This window comes from Pseudomonas sp. GL_139_B (assembly GCF_057834475.1).
Window position 1 is genome coordinate 3,327,311 of the sequence record NZ_CM174403.1, and the last position, 13,397, is coordinate 3,340,707.

Genomic DNA, 13,397 nt, shown 5'->3' on the forward strand with positions numbered 1-13,397 from the left:
ATAACAAGGAAACATTCAATGAAAAGATTCATCCCGAATCTGTTGATGGCCGCAGTTAGTTTTGCCTCGATGGAAGCCATGGCCGCCACCGATCTGGTGCTGATCAATGGCAAGATTTTCACCGCCGACCGTGCCCAACCGAAGGCACAGGCGCTGGCGGTACAGGATGGCAAGGTGCTGCAAGTCGGCAGCGATGCGCAGATCAAAGCCTTGATCACGCCCGACACCAAAGTGGTCGACCTCGGCGGTAAAACCCTGATGCCGGGCCTGATCGACACCCATTCCCACGCGATTTTCGGCGGTCTGGAAATGGTCTCGGCCAACATGGAAGACGAGGTGGTCGAGCTCGACGAACTGGAAAAACGCCTGCGCGGCTGGCGTGACGACGGCAAGGCCAAACACGGCGATGTGTTGACCATCGCCGGCATGAGTTCGGTGTATTGGGCCAAGGCCGAAGACTTGGGCAAAAAATTCAACAACGGCGAATGGGCCAACGTGCCCGTGGTGTTCACCGGCAGCGACCACCACACGGCCTGGGCCAACGACTTCATGCTCAAGCGTGCCGGGATTGATGCCGCGTTGCTCAAGTCATTGCCCGCCGCCGAAGCGGACACCATTGGCAAACGTGCCGATGGCACCCCCAACGGCTTCCTGGTGGATGCCGGTTGGGACCGGGTGTCCTCGAAAATGCCCGTGCCGAGCACCGCCGATATGCTCAAGGCCGCCCAATCGGCCGTGCGCTACAACAACAGCTTCGGCATCACCGCGTGGATGGACCCCGCCGCCAATGCCGCGCCCGGCGAGCCGCTGTTCGCGCTCAAGCCCACGGAAAAAACTGTCGGCGTGTTGCCGGCCTATAAGGCCCTGGCCGAAACCGGCGGCATGAGCGTCCACGTAGCCGCCCTGTTGGTGGCCAACCCGAAAAGCGTACCGGCCGATCTCGATACGCTGGACAAGGTTCGCCAGCAATTTCAGGGCATCCCCAACCTGACCCTGCCTGGCGTCAAGATCTTCGCCGACGGCGTGATCGAATTCCCGGCGCAAAGCGCGGCGATGATCGACCCTTACAACAACTCGCACAAACAGGGCGAATTGCTGATCGATCCGAAGCATTTCGGCGAACTGGTCAGCGCCATCGACCAGCGTGGCTGGCTGGTGCACATCCATGCCATCGGCGACCGCGCGGTGCGAGAGTCGCTGAACGGCATCGAACAGGCGCGCAAGGATCGCCAGAGCGGCGTGACGCACTCGATTACGCACCTGCAAATCGTCAACCCGAAAGAGTTTGCGCGGTTCAAACCGCTGGACGTCATCGCCTCGATGCAACTGCTGTGGGCGTCGGCCGACGATTACACCACGGACATGATCAAGCCTTACGTCAGCGCCCTCGCCTTCCGCTATCAATACCCGGCGCATTCGCTGCTCAAACAGGGCGCGACCATCGCGGGTGCGAGTGACTGGCCAGTGTCTTCGCCCAACCCATGGAACGCCATGGCCCAGGCCATCACCCGTGTCGGCCCGCTGGGCGTGCTGAACATCAAAGAAGCCGTGGACCGCGAAACGATGTTCTACGCCTATACCGTGAACGCCGCGCGCACCATCGGGCTGGAGAAGCAGATCGGTTCCTTGACCCCAGGCAAGCAAGCTGACTTCATCGTGCTGGACCGCGACGTCTTCACTGTCGACAACAAAGCCCTGAGCGATACCCAAGTGCTGCAAACCTGGTTCGCCGGGCGCGAAGTCTACGCACCGACCCTCTAATAAAAATCCGCTCGATCCGCTGCCCGCCCCCGCGCTCGTCGCCGGGGTTCGGCGCAGCTTTGCCGCAAAAACTGCCCATAACAATCACAATATCGGGACTGTACTCATGAAAGCTTTCACCCTGTTCGCCCTCGGTTCCTTGAGTCTGCTGCCGTTGAGCAGCCAGGCCATCGTCTTGAATGACGACTTTTCCGTACTGGTGGACTTGACCCTGGCGAGTGATTACCGCACCCGTGGCATTTCGCAAACACTCAATGACCCTGCCGTGCAGGCCGGTGCCACGCTGACCCACAGCACGGGTTTGTACGTGGGCGCCTGGACCTCGAACGTCGACTTCGGCGGCGGCCTGAAAACCCGTCAGGAACTCGACTACTACGCCGGTTGGTTCTGGGAAGCCACCGACGCCGTCAACCTGGACCTCGGCTACCTCAGGTACACGTACCCCAAAGATAGCGAGTTCAACCAGAGTGAGGTATACAGCATTCTCAGCGTCTACGGTGTGAAACTCGGCGCCTATTACTCCGACGATGCGCCGGGCATCGATAGCAAGCAGAACTCGCTGTACACCTATGTCGGTTATGAAACCCAACTGCCGTACGACACGGGCCTGAAACTGCGCTACGGCAACATGGACTTCAAGGACCCGCGCATGTTCACAAGCTCGGGCCATGGCGAAGAGTCGTACCGCGAATGGGAAGTCAAACTGACCCACGAACTGGCCGGGGTGTTGCTGGGCCTGAGCTACATCGACACCGACCTGTCGAAAAGCCAATGCACCAGTAACTGGGGCTACGACGACCTGTGCAGCGCCACCGTGGTGGCGAGTGTCAGCAAGTCCTTCTGACCCACCCACATCCCCTAATGAAATGGCTGCCCCCGCCTCTCCCTGTGATCGCTAAGCTTTCACAGGGAGAGGCGGGGGTAGCCATTTCATTATTAGATATGTATAGATTCAGGAGTGAGTTGTGCCAGGAAGGGCCACGGGTAGATGCCGCGTTCGTGGCCGTCGCTGAAAATCAGTTGCAGGCCGTAGCCCTGGGGATTCAACTCGACCACGCGGATGCGCGGATCAACCTTCACCGTCAGCCCTTGCAATCGAAACGCCCGGCACTGCGAGCACGGGCACTGACGCCGCAGTTCCGCATGATCCAGCCACTGCTCACGCCCATCCGGCCAGTTCAATCGCAGCTGCTGTTTACCCTGGGAATTACCCACCGCCACCGGGTTCATAGCAGTTGACTCAAGGCAATGCGTACGGCTTTGCGCACTTCCGGGTCGCCGTCGTCTTGCACGGCCTGCAAGGCAGCGATGGCGCCTTTATCGTTCAACTCACCAAGGGCCAGCGCGGCTTCCTTGCGCAGGTTGCTGATGCGGTGGCCGAGGGTTTCGATCAAGGCTTCAAGGGCCGGGGCGTAGCGCAATCGACCGAGACTGCGAGTGGCACGCAGGCGCACTTGCCAATAGTCGTCGCTCAAGGCTGCGACCAGTGCACTGCCCGCATCAATGTGGCCGACTTTGCCCAACGTGGTCGCGGCTTCTTCACGCACTTGCCAAGCGCCGTCTTGCAAGGCCTGGCGCAGCGCCGGCAGCACTTGAGCGTCAGAGGCCAGACCGAGGGCACCGGTGGCGGCGCGGCGGACTTCGGTGTCCGGGTCGGCGCTGGCCAATTTCGCCAACGCCGGCAACGCATCGAGTTGCTTGAGCCAGCCCAGTACCCCCACCGCCTCGCGACGCACGCTGGCGTCTAAATCCTCCAACGCGGCTAAAGCGGCAGCGGCGGCTTGGGGGAAACGCAACTCGCGCAATGCCCTGAACGCGGCAATGCGCACGCTGGCCTCGGCATGCCCGGTCCACGGCAGAATCACCCGGCCCGCGGCTTCACTCTTGAGCAGGCTCAGGCTTTGCGTCGCGGCCGCTTGCACGGCCAATGAGGGATCGGTCAGCGCCTGGCACAACGCCTCGACCACGGATTCCTCCTCCCAGGCTTCGAGCAAGCGCGCGGCTTCGGCGCGGACATCTTCGGCCGAGTCTTGCGCCAGCCGATTGACCAGCCACAGCAAGCCGTCCGGTTCTTCGAGGTCGGCCAGCTCGATCAGTGCAATGCGCCGCACACCGGGATCTTCATCGGTCAGGCGCGGTTGCAGGATGAGAATCTCGTCGTTATCGGTTACATCGAATAGTGAGGTCATAGGGCAAATCGCGGCAGTTTGTTTTCAGGGGGAAGTCCGAGAGGGTTCAGGCGCGGTAACTGCCGACCGTCTTCGTGACGCAGCAACTCAAGGCAATGGCGCTTCAAGCGGGAAAATTCAGGGCTCGTCACCAGCTCAGTGGTGCGTGGCCGAGGAAAGTCGAAGCGCAGGTCTTCGATAATCCGGCCCGGGCGCGAGCTCATCACCAGCAGGCGATCGGCGAGAAACAGCGCTTCGTCGATGTCGTGGGTGACGAACACCACGGTGGTGCGGATTCGCGTCCAGATGTCCAGCAGCAGTTCCTGCATGTTCAAGCGGGTCAGCGCATCGAGCGCGCCGAAAGGTTCGTCCATCAGCAACAGGCGCGGACGATTGATCAGCACCCGGGCGATTTCCACCCGTTGCTGCATCCCGCCGGAGAGCTGGTCCGGCAAGCGCTCGGCAAAACCTTCAAGCCCCACCAAAGCAAGGATTTCATCAGCGGCGCGATGACGTTCGACCTTGCCGATGCCACGCATTTTCAGGCCGAAGGCGACGTTGTCGCGCACGGTTCGCCAAGGGAACAACGTGTGATGCTGGAACACCATGCCACGTTGCGGCGACGGGCCCGACACTGGCGTACCATCGACCTTAAGGCTGCCAGCACGCGGTTGCAGGTGCCCGGCCAGCGCGCCGAGCAATGTCGACTTGCCGCAACCGGAGGGCCCAAGAATGCACACGAACTGCCCCGCTTCAATCTGGCAATCCAGACCTTGCACGGCTTCAAAAGCGTGTGCGCCGTCGCCGAGAACAATGGACAACTGGCGAATATCGATCCGCCCTTCCGGGGTTTGCATCACGCTCATCAGGCTTTTCCTCGTGGTCGGTGCCAGGGCGTGAACAGCTCGCCGAGACGTTTGATCAGCAGGCTGCTGCCCATCCCCAGCACACCGATCAGCAACATGCCGACCACGATGTCGGCATAATTCTGAATGGTGTACGACTCCCAGGTGTAATAGCCGATACCGTATTGCCCGGAGATCATTTCGGCGGTGACCAGGCAGAACCATGAAGTGCCCATGCCGATGGCCAGGCCCGTGATGATGCTTGGCGCGGCGCCAGGCAGGATCACCTCCAACAGAATCGCCCGCCTCCCTGCCCCCAGGCTTCTGGCTGAGGCGATCAGGCGTGGGTCGACGCCTTCGACGCCGTGCACGGTGTTGAGCAGGATCGGGAACAGCGCCCCGGTGAAGGTGATGAAGACCATCGACAGTTCAGAGGACGGGAACATCAGGATCGCCAATGGAATCCAGGCAACGGCGGGAATCGGGCGCAGGACTTCCAGGGGCGGCAGCAGTAGATCTTCAGCCCATTTCGAGCGGCCGATGGCCAGGCCCAGGGCAATGCCGACGATCAGCGCGGCGAGGTAACCAGCGAAGACGCGGCTGAGGCTGCTGCTCAGGTGTTGGGCGAGTTTGCCGGAGTCGCCGAGTCCGAATGCAGCCTGGATGACGGCGAGTGGTGTCGGGACGTTGGCGAAGGTGACCAGGCCGAGGTTCCAGTGGTGGCTGGCGGCAAGTTGCCAAAACAGGAGGCAGAGCAGCAGCGAAGCGGCTCTGGGGATCCAGCGTGTTATGGATCGGAACATAGATCATCCTCTCAACCGAAACCCTGTGGGAGCAGGCTCGCTCCCACAGGGATTTGCGGTGTGTTTGGGATTAGCGGGCGGCTACGGCCTGGGTGGTGGCTTCGGTAAAGTCGAATACTTTCCCGCCCTGGGCCGTGGCGAATTGCTGGGCCTGGCCTTTGAGCAGGAACGCACTGAACTGCCCTTTCGCATCGCTGGCAAACCACGCCTGATCCGCCAGCAACTTGATCCCGCTGTCGCTGGCCTGGGCATACACCGCGCGGATGTTTTTGCCTTCCTGCTTGAGGCTGGCCAACGCGGTAAACGCCGCCTGTGCCGAGGCGTATTGACGGACTTTGGGCTCGCCGCGCACCCAGATTTCCGCCACATGGTTAAAGTCAGTAATCGCCTTCCCGTTGGTTGCATCCACGGCTTTCAACGGCGTCTGTGCGTAGTTGGCCAGTTGCGCGGTGTAATCGAGGTTCGAAGCCTTGAAGGCGGCGCGGATGTATTGATCGTCGATAAAGGTGTTCAGATCGAGGCCACGATCAGCCTTCTTCAACAGCTTGAGGGTGTCGATGGCGGTGCCGACTGCCTGACGGTATTCCGGCTTCCAGCTCAGGTCGCGGGTTTGCACGCCCAGCGGCCCGTGGAACAGGTAATTGACCTCGGCATCGACCCCGGTGACTTTGGCGATCAACTCGCTGTACTTCTCCGGTTCAGCGGCGAGTAGCTGGTTGGCCTCGATGCTCGCCCGCAGATAAGCGACAACGATTTCCGGGTACTTCTTCGCATAGGCCTGATCCACCAACGCGCCATGGAACGTCGGCGCATTGGCTTGGGCACCGTCGTAAATCTTGCGCGCGAAACCACGGCTCGGGAACAGTTCGGCGAACGGCACGAAGTCGGCATGCGCGTCGATCTTCCCGGCCTGCAACGCCGAGCCTGCGACTTCTGGCGGTTGGGCGATGATGTTCACATCCTTGAGCGGGTCCCAACCCTGAGCGGCCACGGCGCGCAGCAACATGCCATGGGCCGTCGAGGCGAACGGCACGGAAATGGTCTTGCCCTTCAACTCCGCCAGCGACTGCACGCCCGAAGCGCTCGGTACCACGATGCCGTTGCCGCTGCCCTTGATGCTGCCCGACAGCACACTGATAAACAGGCTGTGCTTACCGGCGGTTTCGAATGCCACGCCATTGAACGAGCCGGGAAAATCGGCCATGGCGCCGAAGTCCAGTTTGCCGGCAACCATTTCGTTGGTCAGCGGTGCCCCGCTGGTGAAGTTCTTCCACTCGACCTCGTATTTCGCGTCTTTGTACTGGCCGTCGTGAGGCAGGTATTTGTCGAGCAGGCCAAGCTCACGTATCAGCAGCCCGCCGGCGGCGCAGTTGATCGTGGTGTCTTGAGTGCCGATGGCAATGCGGATGGTTTCGGCCGAAGCCGACAGGGTAAATGAGGCCAGTACCAGACCGGCTAATGCTGCACGCAACAACATAGGTGTTTCCCCTCGAATCATTTATAGGATGTTCGTCTCCGCCACGATCAGGGCGTGGTGGGAAACGAGGGGTGTCTTGAATCAGGCGTCCGGTGTTGCCGGATGGCTTTTTGTTGTTTGGGCTGGCCTCTTCGCGAGCAGGCTCGCTCCCACCTTTAGATTGAATTTCCATGTTGGAATGCATTTCCCTGTGGGAGCGAGCCTGCTCGCGAAGGCGTCCTGCCAGTCAGCGCAATAGGTAAGGGATCTCAACTTTCACCGCCCCGGTCGGGCAGTCCTTCTCACAGGGCATGCAGTACCAGCATTCGTCGAAGGCCATGTAGGCTTTTTGCGTGGCCGGGTTGATCGCCAGCAGGTCCATTGGGCAGACGTCGACGCACACCGTGCAACCTTTGTGGGCGATGCAAAGATCCTCGTCGACCGTGACCGGTGCGTTGGAGCGGAAGAAGATTTCCTGGGGTTGATAGGCCATTGGGCGGTCTCTCTTTTAGTGAGGCTCAGGCGGCAAAGGCGCCGACCCGCAGCCGGTCGTAGGCCTGCATTTCATCGGCATCGAGCGGGATGATGTAAGGCTCGACGGCTTTCTTGAAACTGGTCATCTGGCCGTCGCCCCCCTTTTTCAGGTGGCAATGACAGAACCAGTCGCTGTCGTTGCGTTGCGGGTGATCGACCCGATAGTGGTAAAGCCCCCAGCGGCTTTCAGCGCGGTACAGCGAGGCGCGGGCGGCCATTTCGGCACAGTCGCGGATCATGCTGACTTCCATGGCGCGCATCAGTTCGTGGGCGTTGTGGGCCTTGATCTGATCGAGGTCGCGCTGGATATCGCTGAAGCGTTGCAGGCCGATCTGCATCTTCTTGGTGACTTTCGGCGGTTGCAGATAGTCGTTCACAAAGCGCCGCAGCTTGTACTCGACTTGCGCGGGTGGCAGACCGTGCTCGCGGTCCAGGGGGGCGTAGACCCGTTTTTTTTCGGTTTCGATCTGTTTGGCATCGACCGCTGAAAACTCGCGCCCGGCGACAAAATCCGCCGCGTTGGTGCCGGCAAACCAGCCATAGGTGAACGCGCCGAGCATGTAGTTATGCGGCACCGCCGCCATATCACCAGCCGAGTACAAGCCCTTCACAGAAGTCTCGGCCCGCTCGTTGACCCACACGCCGGACGCCGAATGTCCGCTGCAAAAGCCGATCTCGGAAATGTGCATCTCGACCATCTGCGTGCGGTAGTCCGTGCCGCGATTGGCGTGGAACTGGCCGCGGCTCGGGCGTTCGTTGCTGTGCAGGATCTCTTCGATGTTCTGGATGGTTTCCTCGGCCAGGTGGTCGAGCTTGAGAAACACCGGACCGTTGCCGCTTTCGAGTTCCTGGTGGAACTCCCACATCATCTGGCCGCTCCAGTAGTCGCACTCGATGAAGCGTTCGCCTTTATTGTTGGCGGTGTAGCCGCCCAAGGGTCCGGTGACGTAGGCGCAGGCCGGGCCGTTGTAATCCTTGATCAGCGGGTTGATCTGGAAGCATTCCAGGTTCGCCAGTTCGGCGCCGGCGTGATACGCCATGGCGTAACCGTCGCCGGCATTGGTCGGGTTTTCGTAGGTGCCCATCAAGTAACCCGACGCTGGTAACCCCAGGCGCCCGGCGGCCCCGCAGCACAGAATTACCGCTTTGGCCTTGATGACATGGAAGTCGGCGGTGCGGCAATCGAAGCCCATTACACCGTTGACCGCGCCCTCTTCGTCCGTCAGCAATCGGGTGCAAACGAGGCGATTGGTGATGCTCACTCGCGCCCGTTTCAACTGGCGATACAGAACTTTTTTGATGTCGTGCCCTTCCGGCATCGGCAGTACATAAGCGCCCATGTGGTGGACCTTTTTCACCGCATAGTCACCGGTCTCGTCTTTCTCGAACTTCACGCCCCAGCGGTCCAACTGCTCGATGGTTTCGAAACTGTGAGTGGCGTAGGCGTAAACCGCGGCCTGATTGACGATGCCGTCGTTGGCGATGGTGATTTCCTTGGTGTATTGCTCCGGCGTCGAGTGGCCGGGAATGATCGCGTTATTCAGCCCGTCCATGCCCATGCTGATCGCGCCGCTGCGTTTGACGTTGGCCTTGTCGATCAACAACACGCGCAGATCGCGGTTGCGTTCCTTGGCCTTGATCGCCGCCATCGGCCCTGCGGTGCCGCCGCCGATCACGACGATGTCGTATTCCTGTTCTAGCGTGCTTCTGGTTATTGAGCTGCAAGTCATGTCACGCCCCTTTTTGCCTGTCGATCCGCAGGCGGTACTGGAAGGCATCGCCACGGTAGTAAAGGTGTTCGAAGTCCACGGGTTGACCGCTGGCATCGTGGGTCAGCCGCTCGATGCGCATGATCGGCGAGCCCGGTTCGACGTTCAGCGCCTGGGTCAGGTCGCTGTCGGCCAGGACCGCGTCGATGGCCAGATCGGCGTGACCGAGGGCCAGGCCGCAGTCGTTTTCGAGGATCAGGAAGATGTCGCGAGTGACCAGATCAGACTTCTCCAGCCGCTCGCCGAGGGCCTTGGGCAGGTAGGTGATTTCCAGCGAGATCGGCTCACGGTTGATCAGCCGCACCCGTTTGATCTGCGCCACGGTTTCACCTTCGGAGACCTGCAAGCGTTCGGCGACGAGTTTGTCGGCGGCGATGAATTTGAAGCTGCGCAGGCGGTTGATCACCTCATAGCCACGTCCGGTCATGGACTCGGCCAGGCCTTGCAGGGTGCTGACGTTCTGGAAAGTTTTCGGCTTGGCGACGAAGGTGCCTTTGCCGTGGATCTTGAAAATCAACCCTTCTTTCTGCAGATCGCCCAGGGCTTGGCGCACGGTGATTCGGCTGACTTTGAACAGCGCACCGAGTTCGCTTTCGGAAGGCATCTGGCTGTCTTGCGGGTATTCGCCGTCGAGGATGCGGGCGCGCAGTACGTCACGCAGTTGGGTGTGCAGTGGGACGCTGCTCAGGGATAGAACGTTATCAGTCATGACAGATCACTTGTTATAACGAGTTATGACGTGATCTTAGAGAGGCCATGCAGGGGTTGAGAAATACTGTTTGAGCATAAGGTTAGATTCGCAGCGCAATCCCCTGTGGGAGTGAGCCTGCTCGCGATAGCGTAGTGTCAGCCAACATCATTGCTGACTGTACCGACGCTTTCGCGAGCAGGCTCGCTCCCACAGGGTCGAATGCAATTGAACTGGAGGGTTAGCCGATGCGCAAGGCGCGCAGGTCCAGCTGACCGTCCTTGAGCGGTGGGCACCAGTAGTAGCCGCCGGTGATCGGTCGGCTGATGCGGTACAAGCCGTCTGTGATGCCGTCTTCCAGACCGCTCATGCGCCGCAGCTGCGCTTCAAAGGCGTCGAGGGAAAAGCCGAATGCGAGGAACATCAGACCCGCGCGATCACCTTCGATCCACGGCATCGAACGACGGACCACGAACGCCTCGGGTGCGAAGCTTTCCTGGGCAGTGCGTTTGACGTGAGCCGAGATCGGCGCGTCGTCGAGTTCTTCGTTGTCGCTCAAACGACGGCCCATGATGTTGTCCTTTTCATGGGGCGGCATCGCGTGGAAACCTTTGAGGTCATGCTGCCACTGCTGGATCGCGGCAAAGCTGCCGCCGACCAGACCGTCCGTGCCTTCGCCCAACAATGCAGCGGCGACAGCGGCTTCGTCGTGCGGGTTTTCGGTGCCGTCTTCGTAACCGGTCAGGTCGTGGCCGGTCTTGTGGCGGAAGGTTTCGTTCATCTGCACCAGACGCAGGGCCGGTGCCAGAGCAGCTTCGATGGCCTGGCTGCGATTGAGCAACTCACCCCGGTCGACACCGTGCAGCCAACACCACAATGCGTGTTGCGTCGACGGATTGTCGACGCCAACCCCGGTCAACGCCGGAAAGGCCCGCAAGCCATCAATCTGCGCGTGCAACGCCTTGACCAGCGACTCCCCGAAACCGACGACAGCCGATTTCCCGTCCACCACTTGCATCAAGTTGTTGAGCGCGACCGGCAATGCTTCGGCGGATTCAAGGGCGAAGAACATATGGCGGGCTTGAGGCGGAACGGGGGTGGCGAGAATGCCCGGCTGGTAATAGCTCATATGAACTCCTTGAAAATGAGCACGGAGTTTAACCGGAGCACGAGGGTTTGTGTGCAGCGTCCTGTAGCAGCTGTCGAGCAGCGCAAGGCTGCGTTCGGACACAGCAGCCGTGAATTGTGTGCACCGCCGTGTAGCCGACTTCTTCGCTAATGCGCTCGATGGACATGTCTGGGTTGGCCAGCAGGCTCACCGTGCGGGCCTGGCGGTGGCCGGGTTTTTCGGCTCTTCGCCACACCCCGCGAGCAACATCGCGAAGACGCACCCCATCAGGGCAAAACAAAGGCTAGGCTTTTCAGTGAATCGGCATGCCCGCATGACGTTCCTCTCATTGGTGCCCGGTCAGCCGGATGCACTGTTTTTGTTGTGATCAAGGAGAGTTCAACACTAAGGCACCCGACGTGGGCAGGTTGAGGGCATTGGGGGCCAACAAAGGGGGCTTCTGAGGCCATGCCCCACATGCCGGGAAACGCTCGCGCCATTACGCAGTGCCAAAAATCACCGAGATGAGTCATGACAAGCGAGGCCGAGGTCTGCTAAAACGTTTCACCAAGGCATCACCTAATCCAGAGGGGGTAGCGACATGACCACAGCCAATATTCTCGACAACCTGTTCCCGAGCCACGCCGACATCCCGGAAAAATACCGCCTAGACGGCCAGACCGAGCAGCGTGAGTACCTGGTCGATGGCGAACTGAAAACCTGGTCCGGGCCGCTCGCCCAAGTCCGCAGCCCGGTGTACCTGACTGGCGCGAATGGCGACGAGCAAGTGATACTTGGCAGCACGCCTTTGCTCGATGCCGAGACGGCTTTGACCGCCCTGGACGCTGCGGTCCGTGCTTATGACCGTGGCCAGGGCCTGTGGCCGACCATGCGGGTAGCCGAACGCATCCAGCACGTCGAAGCCTTTTTGGGTCGCATGCGCCAACAGCGTGAGGCGGTGGTCAAGCTGCTGATGTGGGAGATCGGCAAGAACCTCAAGGACTCGGAAAAAGAGTTCGACCGCACCTGCGATTACATCGTCGATACCATCAATGCATTGAAGGAGCTCGACCGCCGCTCCAGCCGTTTCGAGCTGGAACAGGACACCCTCGGCCAGATCCGCCGCGTCCCGCTCGGCGTAGCGCTGTGCATGGGCCCCTACAACTACCCGCTGAACGAAACCTTCACCACGCTGATTCCCGCGCTGATCATGGGTAATACCGTGGTATTCAAACCCGCCAAACTCGGCGTGCTGTTGATTCGCCCGCTCCTGGAAGCCTTCCGCGACAGCTTCCCGGCCGGGGTGATCAACGTGATCTATGGCAGCGGCCGCGAGACCGTCAGCGCGCTGATGGCCAGCGGCAAGATCGACATCTTCGCGTTTATCGGCACCAACAAAGCCGCCAGCGACTTGAAAAAACTTCACCCCAAACCGCACCGTTTGCGTGCGGCGTTGGGCCTTGATGCGAAAAACCCCGGCATCGTCCTGCCGGAGGTCGATCTGGACAACGCGGTAAGTGAAGCGGTGACCGGTTCGTTGTCGTTCAATGGCCAGCGCTGCACCGCGCTGAAAATTCTCTTCGTCCATGAAGACGTGGTCGAGGCGTTCATCGACAAATTCAACGCCAAACTCGCCAGCCTCAAACCCGGCATGCCGTGGGACAGCGGCGTGGCGCTGACGCCGTTGCCGGAGTCAGGCAAAGTCGATTACCTGCATTCGCTGGTGGCGGACGCCGAAAGCAAAGGGGCCAAGGTGGTCAATCCCAACGGCGGCCAGGTCCGCGCCTCGTTCTTCTACCCGGCGGTGCTGTACCCGGTGACCCCGCAAATGCGCGTCTATCAGGAAGAACAGTTCGGCCCGGTCATCCCGATTGTGCCGTACCGCCATCTGGACACGGTGATCGATTACGTCCTGGAGTCGGACTTCGGCCAGCAGCTGAGTATTTTCGGCACCAACCCGGTCGCAGTCGGCCGACTGGTGGACACGTTCGCTAACCAGGTCGGGCGCATCAACCTCAACGCCCAATGCCAGCGCGGCCCGGACACCTTCCCGTTCAACGGCCGCAAGAACTCGGCCGAGGGCACGTTGTCGGTACATGATGCATTGCGGGTGTTTTCGATCCGGACGTTGGTTGCCACCAAGTTTCAGGAAACCAATAAAGACCTCATCAGCGAGATCATCAGCGGACGCAGTTCAAGCTTCCTGACCACTGATTATATTTTCTGAGGACACAGCGACTGAGCACCTTCAGCCAACGATTGCCC

Annotated in this window: 12 protein-coding genes; 3 read left to right on the forward strand and 9 right to left on the reverse strand. The window is 60.5% G+C overall.

Annotation, left to right across the window (positions count from 1 at the left end; genetic code table 11):
- The first annotated feature begins 18 nt into the window (after positions 1-18).
- Positions 19-1,761, forward strand: a complete 1,743-nt coding sequence (locus tag AC3ISI_RS15095) for an amidohydrolase (RefSeq protein ID WP_489332641.1) — start codon at positions 19-21, stop codon at positions 1,759-1,761.
- Positions 1,762-1,867: 106 nt separating this feature from the next.
- On the forward strand, positions 1,868-2,605 hold the full coding sequence (locus tag AC3ISI_RS15100; RefSeq protein WP_489332642.1) for a TorF family putative porin: 738 nt from the start codon (positions 1,868-1,870) through the stop codon (positions 2,603-2,605).
- A gap of 92 nt (positions 2,606-2,697) precedes the next feature.
- Here AC3ISI_RS15100 and AC3ISI_RS15105 read toward each other — a convergent pair whose 3' ends face one another.
- From AC3ISI_RS15105 to AC3ISI_RS15145, 9 genes are all read right to left on the reverse strand, one after another.
- On the reverse strand, positions 2,698-2,991 hold the full coding sequence (locus tag AC3ISI_RS15105) for a DUF971 domain-containing protein (RefSeq protein WP_489332643.1): 294 nt from the start codon (positions 2,989-2,991) through the stop codon (positions 2,698-2,700).
- Positions 2,988-3,950: a HEAT repeat domain-containing protein gene (locus AC3ISI_RS15110; RefSeq protein ID WP_489332644.1), complete on the reverse strand. Its 963-nt coding sequence runs from the start codon at positions 3,948-3,950 to the stop codon at positions 2,988-2,990. Before AC3ISI_RS15110 ends, AC3ISI_RS15105 begins: the two co-directional genes overlap by 4 nt.
- The gene (locus tag AC3ISI_RS15115) at positions 3,947-4,795 is read right to left on the reverse strand and encodes an ABC transporter ATP-binding protein (RefSeq protein ID WP_489332645.1); all 849 of its coding nucleotides are present in this window, start codon (positions 4,793-4,795) and stop codon (positions 3,947-3,949) included. Before AC3ISI_RS15115 ends, AC3ISI_RS15110 begins: the two co-directional genes overlap by 4 nt.
- A complete protein-coding gene (locus AC3ISI_RS15120; protein WP_489332646.1) occupies positions 4,795-5,577 on the reverse strand; it encodes an ABC transporter permease in 783 nt (260 codons plus the stop codon). Before AC3ISI_RS15120 ends, AC3ISI_RS15115 begins: the two co-directional genes overlap by 1 nt.
- Before the next feature lie 70 nt (positions 5,578-5,647).
- Entirely contained in the window at positions 5,648-7,054 is a 1,407-nt protein-coding gene (locus tag AC3ISI_RS15125) for an ABC transporter substrate-binding protein (RefSeq protein WP_489332647.1), read from the reverse strand.
- Positions 7,055-7,280: 226 nt separating this feature from the next.
- Positions 7,281-7,526 (reverse strand): 4Fe-4S dicluster domain-containing protein, encoded by a 246-nt coding sequence (locus AC3ISI_RS15130; protein ID WP_007946457.1) that lies wholly within the window; start codon positions 7,524-7,526, stop codon positions 7,281-7,283.
- 25 nt (positions 7,527-7,551) lie between these two features.
- Positions 7,552-9,297, reverse strand: a complete 1,746-nt coding sequence (locus tag AC3ISI_RS15135; RefSeq protein WP_489332648.1) for a fumarate reductase/succinate dehydrogenase flavoprotein subunit — start codon at positions 9,295-9,297, stop codon at positions 7,552-7,554.
- Position 9,298: 1 nt separating this feature from the next.
- A complete protein-coding gene (locus AC3ISI_RS15140) occupies positions 9,299-10,045 on the reverse strand; it encodes a GntR family transcriptional regulator (RefSeq protein WP_489332649.1) in 747 nt (248 codons plus the stop codon).
- A gap of 220 nt (positions 10,046-10,265) precedes the next feature.
- On the reverse strand, positions 10,266-11,153 hold the full coding sequence (locus AC3ISI_RS15145) for a Dyp-type peroxidase (RefSeq protein WP_489332650.1): 888 nt from the start codon (positions 11,151-11,153) through the stop codon (positions 10,266-10,268).
- 580 nt (positions 11,154-11,733) lie between these two features.
- On the opposite strand from AC3ISI_RS15145, the gene AC3ISI_RS15150 reads away from it, so the two are divergent.
- The gene (locus tag AC3ISI_RS15150; protein ID WP_489332651.1) at positions 11,734-13,359 is read left to right on the forward strand and encodes an NADP-dependent glyceraldehyde-3-phosphate dehydrogenase; all 1,626 of its coding nucleotides are present in this window, start codon (positions 11,734-11,736) and stop codon (positions 13,357-13,359) included.
- Positions 13,360-13,397: the final 38 nt, after the last annotated feature.